General features: G+C 72.6%; 25 protein-coding genes and 1 pseudogene. 9 read left to right on the forward strand and 17 right to left on the reverse strand.

Annotated elements, in window-relative coordinates:
• Positions 1-63: 63 nt before the first annotated feature.
• Positions 64-276, reverse strand: a complete 213-nt coding sequence (locus Ani05nite_RS19125; RefSeq protein WP_125803603.1) for a helix-turn-helix domain-containing protein — start codon at positions 274-276, stop codon at positions 64-66.
• A gap of 187 nt (positions 277-463) precedes the next feature.
• Positions 464-1,384, reverse strand: a complete 921-nt coding sequence (locus Ani05nite_RS19130) for a proline dehydrogenase family protein (RefSeq protein ID WP_203770009.1) — start codon at positions 1,382-1,384, stop codon at positions 464-466.
• Positions 1,385-1,463: 79 nt separating this feature from the next.
• Here Ani05nite_RS19130 and Ani05nite_RS19135 point away from each other — a divergent pair, with 79 nt between their 5' ends.
• The gene (locus Ani05nite_RS19135; protein ID WP_203770010.1) at positions 1,464-2,000 is read left to right on the forward strand and encodes a CGNR zinc finger domain-containing protein; all 537 of its coding nucleotides are present in this window, start codon (positions 1,464-1,466) and stop codon (positions 1,998-2,000) included.
• 10 nt (positions 2,001-2,010) lie between these two features.
• Here Ani05nite_RS19135 and Ani05nite_RS19140 read toward each other — a convergent pair whose 3' ends face one another.
• A complete protein-coding gene (locus Ani05nite_RS19140) occupies positions 2,011-2,829 on the reverse strand; it encodes a sugar phosphate isomerase/epimerase family protein (protein ID WP_203770011.1) in 819 nt (272 codons plus the stop codon).
• A 111-nt stretch (positions 2,830-2,940) separates the two neighbouring features.
• Here Ani05nite_RS19140 and Ani05nite_RS19145 point away from each other — a divergent pair, with 111 nt between their 5' ends.
• Complete coding sequence (locus Ani05nite_RS19145) at positions 2,941-3,813, forward strand: DUF3109 family protein (RefSeq protein WP_377880636.1); 873 nt, start codon at positions 2,941-2,943, stop codon at positions 3,811-3,813.
• On the opposite strand, the gene Ani05nite_RS19150 is transcribed toward Ani05nite_RS19145, so the two are convergent.
• From Ani05nite_RS19150 to Ani05nite_RS19165, 4 genes are all read right to left on the reverse strand, one after another.
• Complete coding sequence (locus Ani05nite_RS19150; RefSeq protein WP_203770012.1) at positions 3,814-4,233, reverse strand: hypothetical protein; 420 nt, start codon at positions 4,231-4,233, stop codon at positions 3,814-3,816.
• Positions 4,234-4,334: 101 nt separating this feature from the next.
• On the reverse strand, positions 4,335-4,736 hold the full coding sequence (locus Ani05nite_RS19155) for a hypothetical protein (protein ID WP_203770013.1): 402 nt from the start codon (positions 4,734-4,736) through the stop codon (positions 4,335-4,337).
• A gap of 144 nt (positions 4,737-4,880) precedes the next feature.
• A complete protein-coding gene (locus Ani05nite_RS19160; protein WP_203770014.1) occupies positions 4,881-5,564 on the reverse strand; it encodes a response regulator in 684 nt (227 codons plus the stop codon).
• Between the two features lie 31 nt (positions 5,565-5,595).
• Positions 5,596-6,897 carry a sensor histidine kinase gene (locus tag Ani05nite_RS19165; protein ID WP_203770045.1) on the reverse strand — a complete coding sequence of 434 codons (1,302 nt, stop codon included), beginning with the start codon at positions 6,895-6,897 and terminating at the stop codon, positions 5,596-5,598.
• A 216-nt stretch (positions 6,898-7,113) separates the two neighbouring features.
• Here Ani05nite_RS19165 and phoU point away from each other — a divergent pair, with 216 nt between their 5' ends.
• Complete coding sequence (gene phoU / locus Ani05nite_RS19170) at positions 7,114-7,761, forward strand: phosphate signaling complex protein PhoU (RefSeq protein WP_203770016.1); 648 nt, start codon at positions 7,114-7,116, stop codon at positions 7,759-7,761.
• 64 nt (positions 7,762-7,825) lie between these two features.
• Here the strand turns inward: phoU and Ani05nite_RS19175 are convergent, their stop codons facing one another.
• The gene (locus tag Ani05nite_RS19175; RefSeq protein WP_203770018.1) at positions 7,826-8,575 is read right to left on the reverse strand and encodes a phosphoglyceromutase; all 750 of its coding nucleotides are present in this window, start codon (positions 8,573-8,575) and stop codon (positions 7,826-7,828) included.
• Positions 8,576-8,719: 144 nt separating this feature from the next.
• On the opposite strand from Ani05nite_RS19175, the gene Ani05nite_RS19180 reads away from it, so the two are divergent.
• Positions 8,720-10,066, forward strand: a complete 1,347-nt coding sequence (locus tag Ani05nite_RS19180) for an MDR family MFS transporter (protein WP_203770020.1) — start codon at positions 8,720-8,722, stop codon at positions 10,064-10,066.
• An 85-nt stretch (positions 10,067-10,151) separates the two neighbouring features.
• A complete protein-coding gene (locus Ani05nite_RS19185) occupies positions 10,152-10,946 on the forward strand; it encodes a hypothetical protein (protein ID WP_203770022.1) in 795 nt (264 codons plus the stop codon).
• 274 nt (positions 10,947-11,220) lie between these two features.
• On the opposite strand, the gene Ani05nite_RS19190 is transcribed toward Ani05nite_RS19185, so the two are convergent.
• From Ani05nite_RS19190 to mshA, 3 genes are read right to left on the reverse strand one after another with little or no spacing between them, the layout of a single operon-like run.
• Positions 11,221-12,465: an MFS transporter gene (locus Ani05nite_RS19190; protein WP_239130258.1), complete on the reverse strand. Its 1,245-nt coding sequence runs from the start codon at positions 12,463-12,465 to the stop codon at positions 11,221-11,223.
• A gap of 16 nt (positions 12,466-12,481) precedes the next feature.
• Positions 12,482-12,979: a type III secretion system chaperone family protein gene (locus tag Ani05nite_RS19195; RefSeq protein WP_203770024.1), complete on the reverse strand. Its 498-nt coding sequence runs from the start codon at positions 12,977-12,979 to the stop codon at positions 12,482-12,484.
• On the reverse strand, positions 12,973-14,277 hold the full coding sequence (gene mshA / locus Ani05nite_RS19200) for a D-inositol-3-phosphate glycosyltransferase (RefSeq protein WP_239130261.1): 1,305 nt from the start codon (positions 14,275-14,277) through the stop codon (positions 12,973-12,975). Before mshA ends, Ani05nite_RS19195 begins: the two co-directional genes overlap by 7 nt.
• Before the next feature lie 142 nt (positions 14,278-14,419).
• Between mshA and Ani05nite_RS19205 the strand changes: the two genes are divergently transcribed.
• Positions 14,420-15,178 carry an SDR family oxidoreductase gene (locus Ani05nite_RS19205; protein ID WP_203770026.1) on the forward strand — a complete coding sequence of 253 codons (759 nt, stop codon included), beginning with the start codon at positions 14,420-14,422 and terminating at the stop codon, positions 15,176-15,178.
• Positions 15,175-15,927, forward strand: a complete 753-nt coding sequence (locus Ani05nite_RS19210) for a class I SAM-dependent methyltransferase (protein ID WP_203770027.1) — start codon at positions 15,175-15,177, stop codon at positions 15,925-15,927. Before Ani05nite_RS19205 ends, Ani05nite_RS19210 begins: the two co-directional genes overlap by 4 nt.
• 3 nt (positions 15,928-15,930) lie before the next feature.
• On the opposite strand, the gene Ani05nite_RS19215 is transcribed toward Ani05nite_RS19210, so the two are convergent.
• The 3 genes from Ani05nite_RS19215 to Ani05nite_RS19225 all read right to left on the reverse strand — a co-directional run bounded on the left by Ani05nite_RS19215 (position 15,931) and on the right by Ani05nite_RS19225 (position 20,131).
• On the reverse strand, positions 15,931-17,688 hold the full coding sequence (locus tag Ani05nite_RS19215; RefSeq protein WP_239130271.1) for a DNRLRE domain-containing protein: 1,758 nt from the start codon (positions 17,686-17,688) through the stop codon (positions 15,931-15,933).
• Between the two features lie 237 nt (positions 17,689-17,925).
• Positions 17,926-18,327 carry a response regulator gene (locus Ani05nite_RS19220; protein WP_203770031.1) on the reverse strand — a complete coding sequence of 134 codons (402 nt, stop codon included), beginning with the start codon at positions 18,325-18,327 and terminating at the stop codon, positions 17,926-17,928.
• Positions 18,328-18,400: 73 nt separating this feature from the next.
• Positions 18,401-20,131, reverse strand: coding sequence for a S8 family peptidase (locus tag Ani05nite_RS19225; protein ID WP_203770032.1), 1,731 nt, complete (start codon positions 20,129-20,131; stop codon positions 18,401-18,403).
• 232 nt (positions 20,132-20,363) lie between these two features.
• Between Ani05nite_RS19225 and Ani05nite_RS19230 the strand changes: the two genes are divergently transcribed.
• Positions 20,364-20,588 (forward strand): DUF7455 domain-containing protein, encoded by a 225-nt coding sequence (locus tag Ani05nite_RS19230; protein WP_203770033.1) that lies wholly within the window; start codon positions 20,364-20,366, stop codon positions 20,586-20,588.
• Between the two features lie 78 nt (positions 20,589-20,666).
• The gene (locus tag Ani05nite_RS19235) at positions 20,667-22,469 is read left to right on the forward strand and encodes a sensor histidine kinase (RefSeq protein WP_239130273.1); all 1,803 of its coding nucleotides are present in this window, start codon (positions 20,667-20,669) and stop codon (positions 22,467-22,469) included.
• 10 nt (positions 22,470-22,479) lie between these two features.
• Here Ani05nite_RS19235 and Ani05nite_RS19240 read toward each other — a convergent pair whose 3' ends face one another.
• From Ani05nite_RS19240 to Ani05nite_RS19250, 3 genes and pseudogenes are all read right to left on the reverse strand, one after another.
• Positions 22,480-23,262 (reverse strand): SRPBCC family protein, encoded by a 783-nt coding sequence (locus Ani05nite_RS19240; protein ID WP_239130285.1) that lies wholly within the window; start codon positions 23,260-23,262, stop codon positions 22,480-22,482.
• Positions 23,263-23,336: 74 nt separating this feature from the next.
• Entirely contained in the window at positions 23,337-24,089 is a 753-nt protein-coding gene (locus tag Ani05nite_RS19245) for a hydrolase (protein WP_203770035.1), read from the reverse strand.
• A 110-nt stretch (positions 24,090-24,199) separates the two neighbouring features.
• Positions 24,200-24,523, reverse strand: a pseudogene (locus Ani05nite_RS19250) (methyl-accepting chemotaxis protein); the annotation flags it as partial.

A 24,523-nucleotide genomic window follows, 5' to 3' on the forward strand; every position in this document is an offset into this window, starting at 1 on the left:
CACCCGGGGCGAACCGCTTCAGCGTAGCCGCCCGGCCTGCCGGGGACCAACACGCCCCCGGGCTCAGGCCGTTTGGCTGAAGGCCCCCCGCAGGTACGTGTGGACGGCGTGCTCCGGCACCCGGAACGAGCGACCCACCCGGACGGCGCTGAGCTCACCGCCGTGCACGAGCCGGTAGACGGTCATCTTGGACACCCGCATGAGCGCCGCCACCTCGGCGACGGTCAGGAAGCGCACCTCCGCGAGGCGCTCCTCGGCTTGGGCTGGACCCGTCATCTCCTCGCACCGATCCTTTCGCAGGCGCCTCCGCCGCGGCCGTTGGGCCGTGCGCCGCGGCGGGCGGGCGCGCGTGTCATCAGTACGGTATCGAGACTCCTGTGATCAAGGAGATGCGTTCCGTGAAATCGCCGCAAAAAGTCAAGTCGACACGCCCCGTGTGGCGCTTTCTCCCCCGAAAGGTGACTTACTTCTTGCTGGTCAGCGCCCGGCCGAGGAAAGCCACGTTGGCCGGACGCTCGGCCAGCCGGCGCATCAGGTAGCCGTACCACTGGTCGCCGTAGGGCACGTAGACGCGCACGGTGTGCCCCGCCGCTGCCAGCCGGGCCTGCTCCTCCGGGCGGGTGCCGTAGAGCATCTGGAACTCGAACTCGTCGGCCGAGCGGTCGAACCAGCGCGCCCGGTCCTCGGCGATGGCGATCAGCCGCGGGTCGTGGGTGGCGATCATCGGATAGCCGGCGCCCGACATCAGGATGTTGAGGCAGCGCACGTACGCCTTGTCCACGTCCAGCGCGGACTGGTAGGCCACCGACTCGGGCTCGGCGTACGCGCCCTTGCACAGCCGCACCCGCGACCCGGCGGTGGCCAGCTCCCGGCAGTCCCCCTCGGTGCGGCGCAGGTACGCCTGCAGCACGGCCCCCGTGGCCGGGTGGTCCTTGCGCAGCTCGGCCAGGATCTCCAGGGTCGAGTCGGTGGTGGTGTGGTCCTCGGCGTCCAGCGTGACCGTGGTGCCCGCCGCGGCCGCCGCCGCGCAGATCTCCTGCGCGTAGCCGTAGGCCATCCGGTCGTCGACCTTCTGCCCCAGCGCGGACAGCTTGACGCTGACCTCGGCCGCCGGGGTCAGGCCGGCGTCCTTCAGCCGGGCCAGCAATGTCAGGTACTGATCGCGGGTGGCGGTTGCCTGCTCCGCGGTCAGCGTGTCCTCGCCCAGGTAGTCGAGGCTGATCGCGAGGCCGTCGTCGGCGAGCTCCCGGCTCGCGCGCAACGCGTCGTCGATACCGTCGCCGGCGACGAACCGGCGCACGATCCCCTTGCTGACCGGGGCGGAGGAGATCAGCCGCTCCATCCGGGACGACCCGGCGGCGGCGAGAAAGACGGAACGGAGCATGCGCCGAGCGTATCGCCCGTCCCCGCACGGGTCGCGGTAGAGCTGTCTTAATGCTTCACCGTCCCGCTACGGTTGTCGGGTGAACTTCGATGCGTACGCGCGTACGGCGGTCGAGCTCGTCAACGCCGGGCTCGCCGACCTCGACGGTCTCCGGGCGCTGTTCAGCCAGGACCAGGCCTGGATGCGGGACGAGGTCGGCGAGAAGGACCTGGGCGTCTTCCGCCGGGCCCAGCGCCGGCTGCGGGACGTGTTCGAGTACGGCACCACCGGCCGCGACGCCGACGCCGTGACGGAACTGAACGCGCTGCTGGAGGCGTACCCGGTGCAGCCGCGCATCTCCGGGCACGACGCCTCCGACTGGCACATGCACGTGACCAGCCGGGGCGCCTCGGTCAGCGCCGAATACCTGGCCGGCGCCGTCTGGGGTCTGTCGGTGTGGCTGTGCGAGTACGGCAGCGCCCGCTTCGGCATCTGCGCCGACGAGCGCTGCGGCAACGTCTACCTGGACACGTCGTCCAACAACTGCCGGCGCTTCTGCTCGGAGCGCTGCGCGACCCGCTCGCACGTGGCGGCCCACCGCGCCCGCAAGCGCGCCGCGACCCTCACCCCCGCGTAGCCCGCTCCGCTCAGAGCGGGATCGCCGCGGTGGCGGTCGGGGCCGGCGCGAGGTGGCGGCGGGCGAAGGCCAGCGACTCGCGCAGGTCCGCCTCGCGCACCGCGCGGCTGGTCACCTTGCGGGTGGAGACCTCGAGCGCCACCGAGCCCTGGAAGCCGCGCCCGGCCAGCGACTGCAGCAGCTCGGCGCAGGGCTGGGTGCCCCGGCCCGGCACCAGGTGCTCATCGCGGCCCTCGCCGGTGCCGTCGCCCAGGTGCACGTGCTTGAGGCCCCGGCCCATCCGGTCGGCCAGCACCAGCGAGTCGGTCCGCGAGGCGGCGGCGTGCGACAGGTCGAGCGTGTACGCGTCGTAGCCCGCCTCGGTCGGATCCCAGCCCGGCACGTACGGCACGAAGGTGCGCCCGGCCATCCGGACCGGATACATGTTCTCGATCGCGAAGGTGATCTCCGGGTGCCGCAGCTGCATCTTGGCCAGGCCCTCGGCGAAGGTGCGCGCGTAGTCCCGCTGCCAGGTGAACGGCGGGTGCACGACCACCGTCGGGGCGCCCAGCGTCTCGGCCAGCTGGGCGGCCCGGTGCAGCCGCTCCCACGGGTCCGGGCTCCACACCCGCTGGGTCACCAGCAGGCACGGCGCGTGCACCGACAGGACCGGCACGGCGTAATGGGCGGACAGGCCCTGCAGCGCGCCGGCGTCCTGGCTGACGGCATCCGTCCAGACCATGACCTCGACACCGTCGTAACCCACCGTCGCCGCCATCTCGAACGCGGCCGCGGTCGGCTCGGGGAAGACGGATGAGCTGGACAGAAGCACGGGGACGCGGAAAGTCACCCGTCAAGGGTAGACCCGTCCGGCACACCCGCCAGCTCTCAGCTGGGAGATAAGCCTACAAAACGCCCGGCCGCGCGGGGGTTTACCACCCGCACGCGTACGCTGTCGCAGGTGAGTCGCCGCACCCAGCTCCGCATCGTCCTGGACGAGGCGGCCGCCGCCCGCGCCCGCGAGGTACCGCTCGACTTCCCTCGGGAATGGATCGAGTTCACCGATCCCGCCGACGAGCAGCACGTGGTCCGGGCCGACCTGACCTGGCTGCTCTCCCGGTGGACCTGCGTGTTCGGCTCCGCCTGCCACGGGATCGTCGCCGGCCGAGCCCAGGACGGCTGCTGCTCGCACGGCGCCTTCTTCACCGACGCCGACGACGAGACCCGCACCCGCAACGCCGCCGCCAAGCTGACCCCCGAGACGTGGCAGCACTACCGGCGCGGGTTCAAGAACTACACCGAGATGGACACCATCGACGGCGAGAAGCCGGCCCGGCGCACGGCGACGCAGTCCAAGGACGGGCCGTGCGTCTTCCTCAACGACGCCGGCTTCGCCGGGGGCGGCGGCTGCGCGCTGCACGCCCAGGCGCTCCGCGACGGGGTGCACCCGCTGACCTACAAGCCCGACGTCTGCTGGCAGCTGCCGGTCCGCCGCGAGCAGGACTGGACCAAACGCCCCGACGGCACGAAGTACCTGCTGTCCACGCTCACCGAGTTCGACCGGCGCGGCTGGGGTCCCGGCGGGCACGACCTGGACTGGTGGTGCACGTCCTCACCGGACGCCCACGTCGGCACCGAGGCGATGTACCGCACGTACGCACCGGAGCTGATCGCCCTGATCGGCCAGGAGGCCTACGACGAGCTGGCCCGGCATTGCGACCAGCGGCTGCGCGCCGGGCTGGTCGCGCCGCACCCGGCGACGGTGGCCGCGGAGGCGGCCCGGGCGCCGAAGAAGCGCGGCGGACGCGAGCCCGCCACCCCACCGCAGGCGTGATCAGAGAATGAGGAAACTGTCGATCCCGGCCGCCGCGAGCACCTGACGCCGGACCTCCGGGCACTGCGCCCGGGTCTGCTCGTCGATGTCGCGGCCGGCCGGCACAGCGCCCTGCTTCTGGTAGAAGGTGAACAGGTCGATGGCCAGCTGAGCCTGCGCGGCGCCCTCGCCGCCGACCGCCCGCCACTCGGGCAGCTTCCCGCGCAGGAACCCGCACAGGTCGGCCGCCGCGACCGGCCGGCTGCCGGGAACGAGGCTCGGCGGCCGAGCGGAGGTTGGCGTCGGCCCCGGAGCGGTGGACTGCGGCACCGGGACCGGCGTGACGTCCGGGCCGGCCTCGTCACAGGCGGCGACCGCGACGGCGAGCAACCCGGCCACCACGAGCCGGGACAGTCGCGGGCCGGAAGGGTCAGGGCTCATGGCACACCTCGATTCGGGCCGGGCCGAGCATCGTCGCTCGCCGCCGCAGCCCCGAAGCTATCGACGGGCGACGATACGCACAACGCCCGCCGCCCGCGCCGTCACAGCGCCGTGAAGGAATCGATCCCCGCCGCCCGCAACACCTCGGTCCGCACGTCGGGGCACTGCGCCCGGGACTTCTCGTCGATGTCGGCGCCGTCCGGGACAGCCCCCTTGCCGTCGTAGAAGTCGGCCAGGCCGATGGTCATCTGGGCCATCGCGCCGACCTCGCTGCCGACCGCCTTCCAGTCGGCCACGTTCTTCTTCAGGTAGGCACAGAGATCGGCGGCGGAGACGTCTATGGCCGCGGCGGCCGCCGTGCTGGCACCGGCGGCCGGGGCTGCGGCGGGCGCCTCGGCCGTTCCGGCCGACGATGAGCCGGAGCCGTCGCAGGCGGCGAGGGACACGGTCGCCAGGCCGGCCACCAGCAGAGCCAGGGCGGTCCGGGGCAGGAAAGAATTCATGGCAGGCACCTTCGGGTCGGTCCGGCGCCGCGTACTTGCTCGCCGTGGTGACCACGAAGCTATCGACGGCCGCAGGGCCCGCACATCGCCCATTCGCGCCACGACGACGGGCGGCGACCGCCGCCACCACCCGTCGCGTTCCGATCACGGTTCGAACTTGTACCCCAGACCCCGCACCGTGACGATGTAGCGCGGCGCCGACGGCTCGGGCTCCACCTTGGAGCGCAGCCGCTTCACGTGCACGTCCAGCGTCTTCGTGTCGCCCACGTAGTCCGCGCCCCACACCCGGTCGATCAGCTGGCCCCGGGTGAGCACCCGCCCCGCGTTGCGCAGCAGCAGCTCCAGCAGCTCGAACTCCTTCAGCGGCAGCTGCACCGACGACCCCTCCACGGTCACCACGTGCCGTTCCACGTCCATCCGGACCGGGCCCGCGGCCAGCGTCGGGGTCGTGACCTCGGCCGCCTCCGCGCCCTGCCGGCGCAGCACCGCGCGGATCCGGGCGACCAGTTCGCGCGGCGAGTACGGCTTGGTGACGTAGTCGTCGGCGCCGATCTCCAGGCCGACCACCTTGTCGATCTCACTGTCCCGGGCCGTCACCATGATGATCGGTACGGCGGAACGCTGCCGCAGCTGCCGGCACACCTCGGTGCCGGACATCTCGGGCAGCATGAGGTCGAGCAGGACGATGTCGGCGCCGGTCCGGTCGAACTGCGTCAGCGCCGAGGTTCCGGTCGGGGCGACCGACACCTCGAAGCCCTCCTTGCGCAGCATGTACGACAGGGCGTCGGAGAACGACTCCTCATCCTCGACCACGAGCACGCGAGCCAATGGGGGTTCCTTCCTGGAAGGGCCGGCCGGGTCAGGCCGTGGGGAGCCCGGCCGGGCCGGGCTCCGTCTCGATCGCCGCCGGTAGCGGCAGGGGGGTTTCCGGTGGGCGCGCCGGTAGGCGCAGGGTGAACGTCGAGCCACCGCCGAGCGTGCTGGAGACCTCGACGCGGCCGCCGTGATTGGTGGCGATGTGTTTGACGATGGCCAGGCCGAGGCCGGTGCCGCCGGTGGAGCGGGAGCGGGCCTGGTCGGCCCGGTAGAAGCGTTCGAAGATCCGGTCGACGTCGTGCGGGGCGATGCCGATGCCCTGGTCGGTGACGTCGATCTCGATCCAGTCGTCGTCCTGGCGCAGGGCAACGGCGACCTGGGTGTCCTCGCCCGAGTAGGCGATCGCGTTCTCCACCAGGTTGGTCACCGCGGTGGCGACCTGGGTGTCGCTGCCGTACACGGTGGCGCCCTTGGGGCCGGTGTAGACGACCTCGATGTGTTTGGCCGACGCCGTGGTGCGGGTGCGGTCGATGACCTCGGCGATCACCCAGTCCACGGCGACCGGTTCGGGGGTGGGCAGCGGTTCGGCGCCCTGCAGCCGGGTCAGTTCGAGCAGTTCGTTGACGAGCCGGCCCATCCGGGCGGATTCGTGGTGGATGCGGTCGGCGAACCGGCGGGCCGCGATCAGGTCCTCGGAGCGGTCGGCGAGCTCGGCCTCGGGCAGTTCGGTCGCGTCGAGCAGGGCCTCGGCGAGCAGTTGCAGGGCGCCGATCGGGGTCTTGAGCTCGTGGCTGACGTTGGCGACGAAGTCCCGGCGGACCCGGGCCAGCCGGTGGGACTCGGTGACATCGGCCGCCTCGACGGCGACGTGGGTGGCGTTGAGCGCGACCGCGCGCAGGTGCAGCCCGAGCGGCGCCTGGGCGCCGCCGGCGCGGCCGCGCGGCAGGTCGAGCTCGACCTCGCGGCGGACCCCGGTGCGGCGGACCTGACCGGCCAGGGTACGCAGGATCGGGTGCGCCGCGATGGTCCCCGGCGCGCCGCCGGAGCGCAGCAGTCCCATCGCGCGGGCCGCCGGGTTGACCAGGACGGGCTCGTCCTCGGCGTCGAGCACCACCACGCCGACGCGCAGCGAGTCGAGGCTCTTGCGGCCGAGCCCCTTGAGCCCGTGCTTGCCGGTGCGGTCCCCGTCGGTGTCGATCTTTCGTCCCCCCTCGGTCGACCGGGCCTTCGCCGGCTTGTCCGGCCCGGTGGCGACCGCCCGGCCGGTGCGGCGGTACCGGGATAGCAGGAACCCGGCCACCACGCCGATGGCGAGGGCGACGAGAACGAGGGTTGTGCCGTACACCGGATCCACGCTGCGATCGTAGGGTCATTGTTTACCTGGACCGTACGGCTAACCGGACAAACCCGGCGCGCTTCGAACAATGTTCACCATCAGGCCCGGCGTCGTTCACCGCCGTTCATGTCCAGGCCGCCGCGCCGACCTAACCTGGGCCGGCAAGCCCAGCTCAACCCCGGCTGCCACCGGTTCGCCGGCAGCCCCGAACCCCGGGACGAAATCATGCGCGAGGAGTTTCAGGCCGACCTGTCCGAGGTCAGTCGCCTGCTGGTGACCATGGCGGAATCGGTCCGTGCCGCGATGCGCAAGGCCACCACCGCCCTGCTCAAGGCCGACCGGGAGGCCGCGGAGGCGGTGGTGGCGCGCGACGCCGAGGTCGACGACATCTACCGCCAGGTCGAGACCAAGGTGGCGGACACCATCGCCCGGCAGGCGCCGGTCGCCTCCGACCTGCGGATGGTCATCACCGCCCTGCACATCTCGGCCGACCTGGAGCGGATGGGCGACCTGGCCGAGCACGTGGCCAAGACCGCGCTGCGCCGGCACCCGTCGCCGGCGGTGCCGGCCGAGCTGCGGCCGGTGTTCCGGCAGATGGCCGAGGTCGCGGACCGCATGGCCGACAAGATCACCGTCGTGCTGGCCAGCCCGAACGCCGACCTGGCGGCGGAGCTGGAGAAGGACGACGACGCGATGGACGACCTCGAGCGGGACCTGTTCAAGGTGCTGCTGCACGACGACTGGCCGTACGGCGCGGAGACCGCGATCGACGGCGCGCTGCTGGGCCGCTTCTACGAGCGGTACGCCGACCACGCGGTCAACGCGGGCGAGCAGATGATCTACCTGATCACCGGCGAGCCGGTGCACAACTGACCCGACGGCACGGAAAAGCCGGGACGCCACGGGGGCGTCCCGGCTTTCCGCTGTCCCTGCGGCGTCAGCGGCCCTGGTTGGCGACCGCGGCGGCGGCCTCCTTGGCCACCTCGGGGTCCAGGTAGGCACCGCCGACGGTGACCGGGCGCAGGCTGGCGTCCAGGTCGTAGCGCAGCGGGATGCCGGTCGGGATGTTGAGCTTGGCGATCGCCTCGTCGGAGATCTGGTCCAGGTGCTTGACGATGGCGCGCAGCGAGTTGCCGTGCGCGGTGACCAGCACGGTGCGGCCCGACAGCAGGTCCGGGACGATCGCGTCGTACCAGTAGGGCAGGGCGCGCTCGAGGACGTCCTTGAGGCACTCGGAGCGGGGCTTGAGCTCCGGCGGCAGGGCGGCGTAGCGCGGGTCGGCGAACTGCGAGTACTCGTCGTTGTCGTCGATCGGCGGCGGCGGGGTGTCGTACGAGCGGCGCCAGAGCATGAACTGCTCCTCGCCGTACTGCTCGAGGGTCTGCTTCTTGTCCTTGCCCTGCAGCGCGCCGTAGTGCCGCTCGTTGAGCCGCCACGAGCGGCGGACCTGGATCCAGTGCCGGTCGGCGGCGTGCAGCGCGATCTCGTTGGTGCGGATCGCCCGCCGCAGCAGGCTGGTGTGCACGACGTCGGGCAGCAGGCCGTGCTCCTTCAACAGCTCGCCGCCGCGCCGGGCCTCCTGTTCACCCTTGGCCGTGAGGTCGACATCGACCCAGCCGGTGAAGAGGTTCTTGGCGTTCCACTCGCTCTCGCCGTGCCGCAGCAGCACAAGGGTCCCCACAGTCATGCCTCCATCCTGCCGCAGTCCGGGCCGGCGTGTGCGTGGACCCTCCAGTGGCGACCACCACGTGGAAACCCGGCTGCGCGGGTCGGTCCGGATCAGTAGGTTGTAAGGCAGCAGAGGTGTTCCGGTGCTTACGGGGGTTGGCGCGTGCGCGGGTGGTTACAGCAGGCTACGGGCGGTCTGCCGCGGCAGTTCTGGTTCCTCTGGACCGGCACGCTGATCAACCGCCTGGGCGCCTTCGTGGTGATCTACCTGGCCATCTACCTGACCCAGGCGCTGCACTTCAGCCAGAGCCGGGCCGGCCTCGTGCTGGGCGCCTACGGCGTGGGCGGCGCGATCGGCACGATGACCGGTGGCGTGCTCGCCGACCGCTGGGGCCGGCGCCCGACCCTGCTCACCGCCCAGTTCGGCGCGGCCGCACTGATGCTGGCCCTGGGCTTCGCCGACGGCCTGGGGCAGCTCGCCGCCGGGGCGTTCCTGCTCGGCGTCTTCGCCGAGGCGATCCGGCCCGCGTTCCAGGCCATGATGATCGACGTGGTGCCCGAGCGCGACCGCATCCGGGCGTACTCGCTGAACTACTGGGCGGTCAATCTCGGCTTCGCCTGTTCGGCCGTCCTGGCCGGTTTCGCCGCCCAGTTCGACTACCTGCTGCTGTTCGTCGTCGACGCGGGCAGCACGCTGGCGTTCGCGCTGATCAGCCTGGTCTTCCTGACCGAGACCCGGCCCGCACGCCCGGCCCCCGCGGCCCCCGCGGCGCCCGGGCGACCGGCCCGCGGCGGCCCCGGCCTGCACACGGTCTTCCGCGACCGGGTGTTCGTCGGCTTCCTGCTGCTGAACTTCTTCGTGGTGCTGGTGGTCATGCAGCACATGTCGACGCTGCCGATCGCGATGAGCGCCGACGGGCTCAGCCCGGCGACGTTCGGCTGGGTCATCGCCGTCAACGGCCTGATGATCGTGGCGGGCCAGCTGTTCGTCCCCAAGCTGATCGACGGTCACGACCGCACCCGGGTGCTGGCCCTGGCCACGCTGATCCTGGGCGTGGGCTTCGGCCTGAACGCCTTCGCCGGCACCGTTGCGGTGTACGCCCTGTCCGTGGTCATCTGGACCCTCGGCGAGATGCTCCAGTCGCCGTCGAACTCGGCCCTGATCGCCGAGCTCTCCCCCGCCGCCCTGCGCGGCCGCTACCAGGGCGTCAACTCGCTGTCCTGGTCGGCCGGCTCGGCGCTCGCCCCGATCGTGGGTGGCTTCGTGCAGCAGCACCTGGGCAGCACGGTGCTGTGGCTGGGCTGCGCCGCCGTCGGGGTCGTGGTGGCGGCGGGACAGCTCGCCTCCGGCCCGGCCCGCGAACGCCGCGCCGCGGCCCTGCGGGAGCTGGGGCCGGCCGCGCCGGGGGCGGCCGGGCGGCCGCCGTCGGCCGGCGAGACCCGCCACGAGGAGGACACGACGCCGCCCGCGCCGGCCGTCGAGGGCGTCAAGGTGCCGGCGCGCGACTAGGGGATTTGTGTCCCGCCCGCGGTCAATGGGTACGGAACAGCGGATAGACGTATCTCCCCGTTGTTTTTCGAGAGGATGACCCCGCGTGGCAGCCACCAAGACCGCCAAGAATCCGACGCCGCACAACGACACCCCGAACACCCCGACGGTGCGCGAGGGCGCGATCGCCAAGATGAAGGTCGCCGAGCTGCGGCAGAAGCTGCGCGGGCACGGCGTGAAGGACACCGCCGAGCTCAAGAAGCCGGAGCTGGTCAAGAAGCTCATCAAGGCCGAGGTCGCCGGCACCCGCAGCACCTCCGCCGCCGGCAAGAACGCCGCGAAGAGCACCTCCGCCGCCGCCGGCAAGAGCGCCGCGAAGAGCACGTCGGCCGGCCGGAAGAGCACCACGGCGGCCAAGCGGTCGGCCAAGAACCCGACCTCGGGCAACGACACCCCCAACACCCCGGGCGTCAGCGAGAGCGCCATCGCCGCCCTCAAGGTGGACGGGCTGCGCCGCCGGCTGCGCGGGCACGGCGTCACGGACACCGCCGACCTGAAGAAGCCCGAGCTCGTCAAGAAGCTCATCAAGGCCGAGGTCGCCGGCACCAAGAACACCAAGAGCACCGCCGGCGCCAAGAAGAGCTCGCCGAGCACCAAGAAGAGCACCACCAAGAGCGCGCCGGCCGCCAAGCGCTCGACCAAGAACCCGACCTCGGGCAACGACACCCCCAACACCCCGGACGTCAGCGAGAGCGCCATCGCCGCCCTCAAGGCCGACGATCTGCGCCGCCGGCTGCGTGCGCGCGGGGTGAAGGGCACCGCCGAGCTCAAGAAGCCCGAACTGGTGCAGCGGCTCATCAAGATCGAGGTCGGCGCGAAGAAGAAGTCCGCCAAGAAGTAGCCCGGAGCGCCGGTGTGGGGCCGGGCGGGCGAAGGGGCGACGGCCGGACGGCCCACCCGGGCATCCCCCGTGAGGGTGAAGTTGCGAGCTGTGACGGGTCAGACAGATGGCAGACAGCCAACCCGCTTGTGACCCTTGACCGGCCCAACTAGCGTGGTCGATGGACGCCGAACCGTCAGTTCGGGGAACGGGTTGACCTTCGGGTCACCGCGGATCGGCGTTCGGGGACGGGTGGCATCAGCCGTTGGGGGACGGCGTTACCCGAGACCGGCGGTTAGTGCGGGCGACGCCTATGGGGATGGGTGTCGCCCGCCGCCGCCGGCGCCGTTGTTTCGGCCTCTCGCACCCTCCGTACCCTTCGCTCCCGGCTCGGGCCCGCCGCCAGATGCAGCACCGCGGCGACGATGCCCACGGCGGCGACGATCAGCCAATGCCCGGCCCCGAAGGCCTGCAGGCTCACGCCGCCCAGGGCCGGCGCCAGGAACGCGGCCGCCGGGAAGGTGAGGAAGAACACCGCCTGGTAGCGCCCGCGCAGTTCCACCGGCGCCAGCTCCGAGTTGATCTCCGCGTTCGGCGGCGCGGCGAGCATCGATCCGAGCGTCCAGACCGCCGCTGCGATCAGGTAGCCGCTCAACCGGTCGGCCACGGCCAGCATCGCGAAGCCCGCGGCCATGGCCGCCACCGCCACCGCCAGCACCCGGTCCTTGCGGTGCCGGTCGATCAGCCGCGGCACGAAGAGCTGCCCCAGCACGATCAGCGTCCCGCCCAGCGCGGTGACCAGGCCGTAGCCCGAGGGGCCGAGCCCGTCGGCGCGCATGGCCAGCGGCACGATCGTGCTGGTCTGGGCGTACAGCAGGGCCTGGAGCAGGGTCAGGCCGACGAAGACCAGGAAGATCCGGTCGGCCAGCACCGTGCGCAGGCCCGGCCGCGGCCCGGCCCCGGCCGGGTCCCCGGGTCGCCGGCGCAGCGTCTCCGGGACCTTCCACGCGATGATGACCCCGGTGAGCACCGTCGACGCCGCGTCGATCAGGAACAGCGCCGGATAGCTCCACTCGGCCAGCAGCCCGGCCAGCAGCGACGCGCCGGCCAGGCCCAGGTTGAACGCCCAGAACTGGAGGTTGAAGGCCCGCGAGCGGCGGGCCGGCGGGACCACGTCGATGATCGCCGCGACGAAGGCCGGCCCCGGCATCGCCTGGGCGAGACCGAGCAGCAGGCCGAGCCCGGCGACGAACCGCAGGTCGGTGGTGAGCGCGAGCGCGGCCAGCAGGGCCGCGGTGGCGAAGTGCGAGACCAGCAGCGTGGAGCGGCGGCCCCAGCGGTCGGTGAGCACGCCGCCGAGCAGGGTGCCGGCGATGCCGCCGGCGCCGTACCCGCCGACGATCAGGCCGGCCAGCGCCGGACTCGCGCCGCGCTGGGCGGTGAGATAGAGGCTCAGGAACAGCACGGCGAAGCCGCCGACCCGGTTGATCAGCAGCCCGGTCCAGAGATACCAGTACGTGGCCGGGAGCCCACCGGCCACGCCCGTCCACCACCTGTTAAACGGTGCTCTCCGGATCCGCGAGGTGGGCGAAGGCCTGGAGGTTGGCCAGGGACTCGCCGCGCTTGACCCGCCACTCCCACTCGCGCTTGATCGACGAGCCGAAGCCGATCTCCAGCATCGAGTCGAAGGACTCGTCGGCGTACGTGAGCACCGCGCCCAGCAGCCGGTCCAGCTCGTCCTCGTCCAGGCCCTTCAGCGTGACCCGGCCGGTCAGGTACACGTCGCCGGCCGCGTCGATGGAGAAGCTGACGCCGTACATCCGCGCGTTACGGCGCAGCAGCCAGGCCCACAGCTCCTCGCGCCGCTCGTCCGGATGGCGCATCACGAACGCCTCGATGCGCAGGGCGTGCTCGCCCACGATGAGGTTGCAGGCCGTCTTCAGCTTGTGCGTGCCGGGCAGCGTCACCACCCACGACGACTCGCCGGTGGGCTCGCACTCCAGCTCGCGTTCCGCGCAGACCCGCTCGATCAGCGCGCCGATCTCGGTCACCATGAGAACGAGCCTGCCAGGCGGGCCTCGATGAGCGCACGGTGCTCGGTCGCCGCCTCGCGGTAGACCCGCAGCAGCCCGTCCGCGGTGCGGTCCCAGGAGAAGTTGGTGGCGTGCCGCACCGCGCCGACCGAGAGCCGCAACCGGCGGCCCGGCGCGAGCAGCAGATCGGCCAGCACCCGGGCCCAGTCGCCGGGATGGTGCCCGTTCACCAGCACCCCGCTCACCCCGTCGGTGACCGCGGTGACCAGGCCGCCCACCGCCGCCGCGACGACCGGCGTGCCGCAGGCCTGCGCCTCCAGCGCGACCAGCCCGAACGACTCGTTGTGCGACGGCACGGCGACCAGGTCGGCGGCCCGGTAGAGGGCGGCCAGCGCCTCGCCGGTCTGCGGGGCCACGAAGCGCACCTTGTGCGAGACGCCTAGCGAGGCGGCCAGCTCGATCAGCGAGGTGGGCCGGTCCAGCCCGCTGCCGCTGGGCCCGCCGCAGATCACCACGGTCACGTCCAGGTCGCGCAGCGCGGGCCCGGCCAGCGCGTTGATCAGCACGTCGGGCCCCTTGAGCGGCTGGATCCGGCCGACGAAGGCCACCACGTACCCGCGGGCGGGCAGGCCGAGCCGGCGCCGGTCGGCGGCCCGGGTGGAGCGGGGTCGAAAACGATCCAGGTCCACCCCCGGCTGCACCACGGCGAGCCGGGTGGGGTCGGCGTCGTAGCAGCCGACCAGGTCCTGCGCCTCGAAGCGGGTGTTCGCGACCAGCCGGTCGGCCTCGGCGATGACCTGTTCCTCGCCGATCACCCGGGCCTTGGGCTCCGGGCGGTCGCCGGCGGCGATGAGCCTGTTCTTGACCTTGGCCAGGGTGTGCGGGGTGTGCACGTGCGGCACTCCCCAGCGCTCCCGGGCCAGCCAGCCCACCTGCCCGGACATCCAGTAGTGGGAGTGGATCAGGTCGTACGCGCCGGGCGGGCGCGCGGCCTCGGCCCGGAGCACGCCGTTGGTGAAGGCGCAGAGCTGCGAGGGCAGCTCCTCCTTCGACAGACCCTCGAACGGCCCGGCTGTGACGTGCCGCACTGTCACGCCGGGGGCCATCTCCACGGTCGGCGGCAGCTCGCTCGACGTGGCCCGGGTGAAGATCTCCACCTCGACGTCGCGCTCGGCCAGCCGCTTGGACACCTCGACGATGTACACGTTCATGCCGCCGGCGTCGCCCGTGCCGGGTTGCTCCAGCGGCGAGGTGTGCACGGAGAGGGTGGCGATGCGCCGGGGTGTCGGCCAGGGGCCTGCTGCCCGCAGCTCAGCCACGTCGTGTCCCTTCGCGAGGCAGTGGTTGGTAACGCCGAATTGTTACGCCGTCGTTCATCTTCCCCATCCCGGGCCCCTCAACCCAACGCCGGAAGGCCGGGGGTGACCCAGCTCTCCCCCCGCGGTGAGGCAGGATCAAAGGATGGTGCAGAAGAAGATCGCCGTCGTCACCGGGGCGTCCAGCGGCATCGGCGCGGCGACCGCGCGCCGGCTGGCCACCGAGGGCTTCCACGTGGTAGCCGCCGCCCGCCGGGCGGACCGGCTCGCCGAGCTCGTCCAGGAGATCGGCCCGGACGCCACCGCGGTCGCCTGCGACGTCACGTCGGACGCGTCCGTGGCCGCCCTCGCCGCGGCGGTCGCCGAGCTCGGCGCGCCGCTCGCGCTGCTGGTCAACAACGCCGGCGGGGCCCGCGGCATGGATCCGGTCGAGGCGGGCTCGGTCGGCGACTGGCAGTGGATGTACGACGTCAACGTGCTGGGCACGCTGCGGGTCACCCAGGCCCTGCTGCCCGCCCTGGAGGCCGGCGGCGCCGGCACAGTGGTGACCATCGGCTCCACGGCCGGGTTCACCGTGTACGAGGGCGGCGGCGGCTACACGGCGGCCAAGCACGCGCAGAACGCCCTGGTCGGCACGCTGCGCCTGGAACTGGCCGGGCGGCCGGTCCGGGTCGTCGAGATCGACCCCGGCATGGTGCGCACCGACGAGTTCTCGCTCAACCGGCTCGGCGACCCGGCCAAGGCCGACGCGATCTACGCCGGGGTGCGCGAGCCGCTGGTCGCCGACGACATCGCCGACTGCGTCGCCTGGGTCGCCACCCGGCCGCAGCACGTCAACGTCGACCGGCTGGTGGTCCGCCCGATCGCGCAGGCCGCCCAGCACAAGGTGGCCCGGGAGTTGTGAAACCGCTCGGCGCCGTCACCCGGGGGACCACCAACCCGAATCGGCTGCGCCGCGTGGACAACTTCCTGGCCCACCGCTGCGCCGAGGCGCTCACGGCCGCGGCCCACCCGCTGGTCGTCGATCTCGGGTACGGCGCGACGCCGGTCACCGCCGTCGAGCTGCGCGCCCGGCTCGCGGCCACGGTCCGCCCGGACGTGGCGGTGGTCGGCCTGGAGATCGATCCGGAACGGGTCATCGCCGCCCAGCCGTACGCCGACCCGCCGCTGCTCGAATTCCGCCGGGGCGGATTCGAGCTGGCCGGCCTGCGCCCCCAGGTGGTCCGCGCCTTCAACGTGCTGCGCCAGTATCCGGAGCAGGACGTGCCCGCCGCCTGGGCCGCGATGACCGCGACCGGCGCGTTGCTGGTCGAGGGCACCTGCGACGAGCTGGGCCGGATCGCGACCTGGGCCGTGGTGGAGGCCGGCGACCCGCGGACGCTCACCCTGTCCGCCCGGCTGTCCGATCTGGACCACCCGGCCACCTTCGCCGAGCGGCTGCCCAAGGCGCTGATCCACCACAACGTGCCGGGTGAACCGGTGCACGAGCTGCTCCGGGCGCTGGGCGTGGCCTGGGACGCGTCGGCGACGCCGTTCGGGCCCCGGCAGCGGTGGCGGGCCACGGTCGAGAAGTTCCGCGAGCAGTGGCCGGTGCTGCCGGGGCCGGCCCGGTGGCGTCGCGGCGAGCTCACCGTGCCGTGGCCCGGCGGTTAGGGCTCACCGGCCGACGCTCACCCGGAACATCGGGTCGGCGGCGACCTTGCGGAAGGCGGCGAGGCTGCCCGCCGTCGAGTTCACCGAGATGTCGCGGTCGCCCTCATCGTCGCTGGCGGTGTCGAAGTAGACGATCGCCTTGATCGCGGGGTGGGCCTTGAGCTCGGGGATGACGGTGTCGAAGGCGGCGGACTTGTCGGTCATCGTCGCGCGGCGGTGGTACATGCCCCACTCGGCGACCATGACCGGCTTGGTGGGGTGGTTGGTGACGGCCCAGTCGTACCAGCCGAGGCCGCCACCGGTGGGCTGCCGGTCGAGCAGGTCGCCCATGTCGCCGTAGTGGTAGTAGCCCTTCTCCACGCTGACGTAGGAGTCCAGACCCATCCAGTCCACATAGGCGTCGCCCGGGTAGAGGTCGGCCCACCAGGATTGGGCCATCCACTTCTCGTTGCCCATGTAGGCGATCACGTTGACGGCGTTGGTGACGCCGTTGGCCCGCAGCCGGGTGATCACGTGCCGGTACATCGCCGCGTAGTCCTTGGCGGTCATGCCCGACGCCGCCGCGGTCTGCACGTCGTTCTCCGGCTCGTGGTGCAGCGCCAGGAAGAACTTCTCCGGGTAGGTGGCCTTGACGTACGCCGACCACTTGTCGATGCGGGCGTCCTGCGCGCCGGCCGCGACCTTGGCCCACGTGGAGTTGTACGCGACCTTCCAGTTCAGCAGCAGCACCCGCGGGTTCTGCGCGTCGCGGGTCATCGCGATCTCGGCCTTGGTCGGGAACTGCTCGTCGCCCTTGTGGTAGGCGTGGAAGATCGTCGCGGTGCGGCCGGTCAGCGTCTCCCAGGTCTTCAGGGCCTGGTCGCGCGGCGCGTCGGTGAAGCCACCGGCCGCGGCCCCCCACAGCACCCCGCAGGACGGCACGAGCAGCGCGCCGGTGACGCACTCCGCCGGCGCGGTCGTCGGCGCCGGCGTGGTGGGCGCGGCCGTGGCCGGAGCCGTGGTGACCGGAGCCGTGGTGGGCGCGGTCGTGACCGGAGCCGTGGTGGGCGCGGTCGTGGCCGGGACCGTCGTAGGCGCGGTCGTGGCCGGGACCGTCGTGGGCGCGGTCGTGGCCGGGACCGTCGTAGGCGCGGTCGTGGCCGGCTTGGTCGGGGCCGTCGTGGCCGGCGTGGTCGCCGTGCGCCTGATCGAGAGCAACAGCTGCGGGCCGCCCGTGCCGGCGGTGCCGTAGTCGGCGGCACGCAGGCGGGTGACCGCGCCGGTGGCCGCGGACTTGAGCGCGAACGCGTACGTGCCGCCCTTGATGACCACAGTGGAGACGTCGAAGCTCAGCGTCGTGTCGGTGGCCTTCGGCCTGACCGAGGCCACCAGCTTGCCCAGGGCCGGGGCGCTGGCCGCCGTGATGGTCCGCTGCGACCAGGTGCTCGCCACGGCGTAGAGGCTCAGCGTCTGGGCGACCGGCTTGCTCTCCACCGGCAGCCGCAGCACGGCCGCGGTCACCGTGGCGCCGGCGGCGACCCTGGGCGCGAACTTCACATAGGACAGCCGGGTGTCCCCGGACTCCCGGCCGACCACCAGCTTGTCGGCCGAGCCGAAGTTCACCGTCCGGCGGATGCTGGACGTGTAGGCGTCGTCGGTGCTGTAGGTGCTCGTCGTCTCGGTCGTCGTCGCGGCGTTCGCCGTACCGGACAGGGCGATGCCCGCACCGGCCACCACCACGCCCGTCAGTGCGACCCCGATCGTCCTGCGCCTGCCCGTCACGTCGTTCCCCCTGTATGTCAAACAATTGCTGTCTGACATTCAGGTTCAGCGCGGACGGGTGCCGCCCCGGATCGCGAACGGGTGCGGGCCCGGTGCTACACCACACAGGACCCACGGGCGGCAGGAGCACCACCGCATGAAGGGTTTTCCGGCCGAGCGCGGCTCCGCCGTTCGGCCGAGCCCCCGGACGCGAAAACGCCGCCGGATCGCTCCGGCGGCGTTCTGGCTGGCGGGTGTTCAGCCGGTCGGCGCCCGCTGGTCGAGGATCGAGCGCAGGGCCTCGAGCAGCAGATCCGAGGTGAACGGCTTCTTCACCAGCAGCGCATCCGCGTCGATCAGGCCCTTGGCCACGGCGATGTCCTTGGGCAGGCCCGAGATGTAGACCACGCCCAGCCCGGGACGCAGCCCGGTCAGGGTGCGGGCGAGTTCGCCGCCCGAGTCGCCGGGCAGGTTCAGATCGGTGACCAGCACGTCGATGACCCCGGCGTGCTGCCGGCACACCGCGACGGCCGACTCCCGGTCGCCGGCCACCAGGGTGGCGAAGCCGCGGCGCTCGAGCATCCGGCGCATGATGTCGCGCAGGTCCTCCTCGTCGTCGACGACGAGGACCGTGGGGCGCTCCTGCGTGACCTCCGTCATGGCGGCCTCCTTGCCTCTTTGTCTCGGCCAACGCTATCGGCGCGGCCCTGCGCCGGTACGGCTTTCCGGGCTTTCAGAGGCTCAACTTCCAGCTGTCCAGGTATCCGGTCGTGGTGCCGTAGGTGTCCTTGACCTGCAACGTCCACGTCCCGTTGCGCGAGGTGCCGGACAGGTTGATCGGGTAGGTCTGGGTCAGATTGGCCGCGGTGTCCGCCCTGTTGGCCGCCTTCAGCGTGATCTTGGTGCCACGCGGGCTGATCAGCGACACGACCAGCGAGCCGCGGTAGCCGTGCACGACGGCCACCGTCACCGACGAGGTCGCCGACGCGGTGCCGGTGCAGCCGGAGATGGTCGCGCTGCTCCACGCGGTGCCGTACCGGGCGATCCGGACGTCGTTGCCCATGGTGAACGGTCCGCACGCCGGGGCCGGCGCGGTGGTCGGGGCGGTCGTGGGCGTCGTGGTCGTGGGCGCCGTGGTGGGGGCCGTCGTGGTCGGGGCGGTGGTGGGGGTGGTCGTGGGCGTGGTGGTGGGCGTGGTGGTGGTGGGCGTGGTGGTCGGGGTCGTGGTCGCCGGGGCGGTGGTGTTCAGCCAGGAGGTGTTGAGCAGCCGGTTGACCGAGCCGGTGCCGGGCGAGGTCACCTTGCCCGTCGACGCCTTGCTGGTCAGCGCGGCGAGCACCTGGGCCGGCGTGGCGGTCGGGTCGGCGCCCAGCACCAGGGCCGCGGCGCCGGCCACGTGCGGGCTGGCCATCGAGGTGCCGCTCATCGTCTGGGTGCCGGTGTCGGACGCGTAGCCCGCGGACAGGATCCGCGCACCGGGGGCGAAGATGTCGAGGCAGGGGCCGTAGTTGGAGAACGAGGCGCGGGCGTCGGTGCTCTCGGTGGCGCCGACCGTGATCGCGTCGGGCGTGGCCGCCGGCGAGAAGTTGCAGGCGTTGGTGTTGTCGTTGCCGGCCGCGACGGCGTACGTGACCCCGGCGGCGATCGACTTGGTGACGGCGGCGTTGAGCGCCGAGCTGAGCGTGCCGCCGATGCTCATGTTGGCCACGGCCGGCTTGACCGCGTGCGCGGTGACCCAGTCGACGCCGGCGATGATCGCCGAGTACGAGCCGGAGCCCGTGCAGTCCAGCACCCGGACACCCACCAGCTTGACGTCCTTCGCGACGCCGTACGTCTGGCCGCCGATGGTGCCGGCCACGTGGGTGCCGTGCCCGTGGCAGTCCTGGGCGGTGGCGTCCTTGTCGATGAAGTCCCAGCCGGAGCTGGCCCGGCCGCCGAACTCGGTGTGGCTGGTGCGGATGCCGGTGTCCAGCACGTACGCGGTCACGGTGGCCGCCGAGCGGTAGGTGTAGGTCTGCGACAGCGGCAGCGCGGTCTGGTCGATCCGGTCCAGGCCCCAGGTGGGCCCGCTCTGGGTGTCGGTCATCCGGACGGTGGCGTCCTGCTCGACGAAGTCCACCGCCGGGTTCGCGGCCAGCCGGCGCGCCTCGGCGGCCGTCATGCTCGCCTGGAATCCGCGGACCGCCGACAGATAGTTGGTGCGGACCTTGCCGCCGTACCGCTTGACGAGGCTCTGCGAGGCGGAGGTGACCCGGGCGGCCGCCGCCGAGCCGGGCTTGAGCACCACGATGTAGCTGCCGGGGATCACGCCGGCGCCGCCTGTCACCCGGACCGGGCCGGTGGGCAGCGCGGCCGGCGTACCGGCGAGGGCAGTGCCGGCGACGCCGGTCACCGCCGCCGCGGTGGCGATGCCGGCGGTCAACGCCAGGCGCGCGGCGCGACGCCGGCCGTCGATGCGAGTCATTCTGGGTTCCCTCCCGTTAAGCCACCGGCGAACGACTTCACCCGCGCAAACGGGTATGCCGGGGGCGTCTGAGGGAAAGGTTGACGTTGGGACAGAGTCGCCCGGGGACCCCGCCGGTTGCGCCTCAGTTGCAGGGGGCCGATCCCCGTCCCGAGCGCTAAGCCGCCTCTCCGGCGGGCCGAAGTACCCGCTGTCAGGACCGCCGCACCGCCACCGAGCAAGGAGAGCGATGATGACCACCATGCTGTCGCCCGAGATCGTCACCGTCCCCGCCCTGGTCGACCGCTGCGACAGCTGCAACGCAGCGGCCAAGGCCGAGATCGCGTTGAGCAGCGGCGGTTCGCTGGTGTTCTGCGGGCACCATGCCAACAAGCACGCCGGCCGGCTGGCTCTGGTCGCGTCGAAGGTCACCGTCGAGGACGGCTTCGAGTGGGCGGGGCAGTCTCACCCGGCGTAACCCCTTGGTCCCATCCGCCGCGATATGATCACTCCCTCACACTTGGGCGATACGCCCATATTTGGAGGGGTTCCACCGGTGCAGATCGCGGCGCAGGACGTGGGCAGGCTGTCCCGGATCCTCGCCGGGTGCGCCGGTGTCGCGGTGGCCGTCTTCGGCGCCCTGGACCTGCTCACCACCTCCGCAGCCCTGACGTCGAGCCCGGCGGCCGCACTACTGGCCGCCGGGCTCGCTCTGTCCCTGCTGGCGCCCGCCCGTCCCGCCCCGGCGCTGCGTCTCGCCGCCGCCCTGCTCGCCGGGCTGGCCGCCGTCCTGGGCGCCGCCGCGCTCACCCGCCATCCCGCCGCGGGCGTGGCAACCCTGCTGACCGGCCTGGCGCTGCTCGGCATCGACCTGCGGGTACGCCGGCCCGGCCGGCAGTCCCGGTTCCGGGTGGCCGATCCGCTGCTGGCCGGCGCCGCGATCATCGCGCTGGTCGCGCTGGTCCCCCGCATGTTCGCCCCGACGTTCCCGGACGGCGGCGGCCCGGACAGCGTCATGTCGCCGTACCACGCCGGCGCGCTGTTCACGCTCGCCCTCGGCGCCATCCTCGCGCGCCCGGAGGCCGGCCCGTTGCGGACCACCGCGGTCGCCGGGGCGGGCACCCGGATCCGCCACACCCTGCCCGCCGCGATCGCCGTGCCGGTGGTCGCCGCCCTGATCAGCGCGCTGGCGGTGCGTACCGGAATCAGCCGGCCGGCCGCCGCGATCAGCACCGGGGCGATCCTCGCCGCGCTGGCCGTGCTGGCCCTGATCGCCTTCCTGATCCGCTCGCTCGAGGGCGCCGACCGCCGGCACCGGGAACTGGTCGCCGAGCTGCGGGAGGGCCGGGAGTTCGCGGACACCCTGCTGCAGTCGATGAACGAGGCGGTGCTGGTGCTCGACGCCAACCACCGGGTGATCGACGTCAACCGCCGCTGGCGCGACCTGACCGGGCACAGCGAGCCGACCGGCCTGGACCCCGCGCCGCTCCCCCCGCCCGGCACCGGCGACTGGCTGGTCCGGCACGCCGACGGCACGGACATCCCGGTGCTGGCCACGATGGCCCCGATCCCGGACGCCGAGGGGCAGCCCCGCGCGTACGTGGCCACCTACGTCGACATCACCGACCGCCAGCGGGCCGCGGACGAGCTGCGGGAGCGGGCCGGCGAGCTGGAGCGCGGCAACGAGCGACTGCGCGAGGCGAACCTCCGGCTCGAGGCGGCGCTGGCCTTCAAGAACGACCTGACCTCGATGCTGACCCACGACGTGGCCCAGCCGATCAGCTCGATCGCCAGCCTCGCCGAGCTGCTCAACGCCGACTGGGCCGAGCTGGACGAGGACGTGCGCCACGAGCTGGTCACGAAGATCGACAAGAACACCCGGCGGCTCATCCGGATGATGAACGACCTGCAACTGCTCTTCCGCCTGGACACCGGCACGGTGACCGCCCGGCGTACCCCGGTGCCGCTGCGGGAGGTGGTCACCGCGGTGACGGCCGAGCTGGACTGCGCCGCGGACGTGGCGCTCGAGATCGACGACGACCTCGCCGCGCTGGCCGACCGGCAGCACGTCTGGCACGTGGTCCGCAATCTGCTCGGCAACGCGCTCCGGTACGGCGAGCCGCCGCTGCGGATCGGGGCCACCCGCACCGGCGAGTCGATCGAGCTCGTGGTCGAGGACGGCGGCCCGGGCGTGCCCGCGGAACTGGTGCCCCAGCTGTTCGGGCGGTTCGTCCGCGGCGCCGGGCTGGGGCTGTTCATCGTGCGGCACCTGGTGGAGGCGAACCGGGGCTCGGTCCGCTACGAGCGGGCCGAGCCCCGGGGAGCCCGCCTGGTGGTGACCCTGGAAGCGGCCCGCTGAGGCGCGCGGGTCACCAGTCGTGGTCGCCGCCGCGTTCCTCCTCGCTGACGACTCCGTCGCCGCGCACGTCGCGGGCGCCCATCGCCTTGCCGCCCATGGTCGCGGCGCCGCCGCTCACCGTGCGCGCACCACCGATCCGGCGGCCGGGGGCCAGCACGTCGTCCAGGTCGGCGGCGCTGGTGATGCCCGGGGCCGAGGTGATGTCCACGTCGGTGCCCGTGTTGGCGTTGCTGAACTCGCCGGCGCTCGTGCCCCATCCGGCGCCGGGGTGCGACCGGCCGCCGCGGGCCCGGGCGGCGACGGAGGTGGGTGAGGCGGGGTTGCCCGGCGGGCCGGCGAGCCGCTTGGAACTCGCCCCGCGCAGCTGCAGGTCGCCCAGCTTGCCGGTCTCGATCAGGCCCTTGAAGGTGTCCAGGTCGGCCTTGAGCCGCCGGCGCAGCGTCTCCTGGCCGTGCCGGTCACTGGGCAGCAGGAAGGCCACGTCGGCCTCGAGCTGGGCGACGATCTGGGTCCGGGTCTCGCCCATCGGCCGCAGCGTGATGGTCTCGGCGAGCAGGGGTCCCTCGGTGGTCGCCCACGAGACCCGCTCGTCCAGGGAGCGTTCGGTGATCCGGGCGTCGAACTCCCGGCGGTGCCCGTCGACGTCCATGATCCAGTGGGTCTGGTCGTCGCCGACCCGGGTCACCCGCTGCACACCGGTCATGAACCGGGGATAGTTCTCGAACGTCGCGATCTGCTCGTACACCGCGTGCAGCGGAGCCCCGATCTCGACGGCCTGCTGAACCATACTCATCGCATCTCTCCCATGCTGAAGTGCTGGCATGACTGAGAGTACGTACGCGATTACGGCTCGCGGCCGGTTTCCGATCAGACGCGGCGCAGGTACTGCCAGTGGCCGACCTCGCCGGCGTACCGGGCGTCACTCGCCGCGATCAGGACCACTCCGGCCTCGCGCAACATCGCCACCACCCGGGGCGACGGACCCCGCCACGCCTCGCTGATCTCGACCGCCGTACCGGTGAGCCGGCAGGCGGCGGCGAGCGCGTCGAGGATCTCCGGGGTCACCGCGGCGTCGTCGATGCCGACCTGGGTGAGCAGGCTCAGCGGGCGGGCGAGCTGCACGGGGGCGTACCGGGCGGCCCGGTCCAGGCCCTTGATCGTCGCGGTCACCACGATCTCCGCGACCTGTTCCGGGGTGAGGTCGCCGGTGGCGAGCAGGGCCCGGACGTCCCGCGGCGCCACCGGCCCGGCCGCGAGCGGCAGCCGCGACACGGACACCGAGATCGCCTCGAGCTCGCCCAGGTCGGCCGGCCACGCGAGCCAGCCGTCGCGCCGGACGACCTCGACCTCGGCGGCGATGCGCAGCGCCAGCTCGGTGCGCCGGCGGGCCCGGCGGATGGTGTCGGCGTACGCCGGCAGCCACGTCGTGTCCGGCCCCACCTGGTCGGCGAACGTGACCGAGGCCAGCCCGGCGACGTCGGCGGCGGAGACGATCAGGCCCACGCTGTCCCGGCCGGCCGCGAAGCCGGTGTGCACGTGCGCGTCGGACCGCAGATCCAGGGCGGCCGCCGGCGCGGCGAGGGTGGTGCCGTCCATGACCGATTCGCGCTCTGCACCCACGACGACTCCCGAGACCGTTCCGCCGGACGAGTTCCTCTCGTCCTGGCACTACGGTGCGGCCCCGGCGTTGTGGACCGGGGCCGCGCCAGGTGCAGTCGGGGTGCGCCGGGTCAGAGCCGGAACGCGCCGACCAGGGTGCGCAACTCCTCGGCGGTCCGGGCCACCTCGTCGCTGGCCTGCCGGGTCTGGGTGACCCCCTGGACCGCGGACCCGCTGGCGGTGGAGACATCGGCGATGTTCGCGGCGATCCGGCTGCTGCCCGACGCCACCTCGCTGATGCTGCGGCTCATCTCGCCGGTGGTGGCGGTCTGCTCCTCCACGGCGCTGGCGATCGTGGTCTGAAAGTCGTTGATCTTCGCAATGACCTCGCTGATCCGGCTGATCACGTCGACCGCGCCGCTGGTGTCCTGCTGGATCGCGGTCACCCGGGCGCC

The organism is Actinoplanes nipponensis, assembly GCF_016862275.1.
GTDB lineage: Bacteria > Actinomycetota > Actinomycetes > Mycobacteriales > Micromonosporaceae > Actinoplanes > Actinoplanes nipponensis.

Bases quoted from the DNA above. Each gene is read 5' to 3' on its own strand.
- Ani05nite_RS19125 (WP_125803603.1), bottom strand. From the start codon at position 276: ATGACGGGTCCAGCCCAAGCCGAGGAGCGCCTCGCGGAGGTGCGCTTC.
- Ani05nite_RS19130 (WP_203770009.1), bottom strand. From the start codon at position 1,384: ATGCTCCGTTCCGTCTTTCTCGCCGCCGCCGGGTCGTCCCGGATGGAG.
- Ani05nite_RS19150 (WP_203770012.1), bottom strand. From the start codon at position 4,233: ATGAGCCCTGACCCTTCCGGCCCGCGACTGTCCCGGCTCGTGGTGGCC.
- Ani05nite_RS19155 (WP_203770013.1), bottom strand. From the start codon at position 4,736: ATGAATTCTTTCCTGCCCCGGACCGCCCTGGCTCTGCTGGTGGCCGGC.
- phoU (WP_203770016.1), top strand. From the start codon at position 7,114: ATGCGCGAGGAGTTTCAGGCCGACCTGTCCGAGGTCAGTCGCCTGCTG.
- Ani05nite_RS19175 (WP_203770018.1), bottom strand. From the start codon at position 8,575: ATGACTGTGGGGACCCTTGTGCTGCTGCGGCACGGCGAGAGCGAGTGG.
- Ani05nite_RS19195 (WP_203770024.1), bottom strand. From the start codon at position 12,979: ATGGTGACCGAGATCGGCGCGCTGATCGAGCGGGTCTGCGCGGAACGC.
- Ani05nite_RS19205 (WP_203770026.1), top strand. From the start codon at position 14,420: ATGGTGCAGAAGAAGATCGCCGTCGTCACCGGGGCGTCCAGCGGCATC.
- Ani05nite_RS19220 (WP_203770031.1), bottom strand. From the start codon at position 18,327: ATGACGGAGGTCACGCAGGAGCGCCCCACGGTCCTCGTCGTCGACGAC.
- Ani05nite_RS19225 (WP_203770032.1), bottom strand. From the start codon at position 20,131: ATGACTCGCATCGACGGCCGGCGTCGCGCCGCGCGCCTGGCGTTGACC.
- Ani05nite_RS19230 (WP_203770033.1), top strand. From the start codon at position 20,364: ATGACCACCATGCTGTCGCCCGAGATCGTCACCGTCCCCGCCCTGGTC.
- Ani05nite_RS19240 (WP_239130285.1), bottom strand. From the start codon at position 23,262: ATGAGTATGGTTCAGCAGGCCGTCGAGATCGGGGCTCCGCTGCACGCG.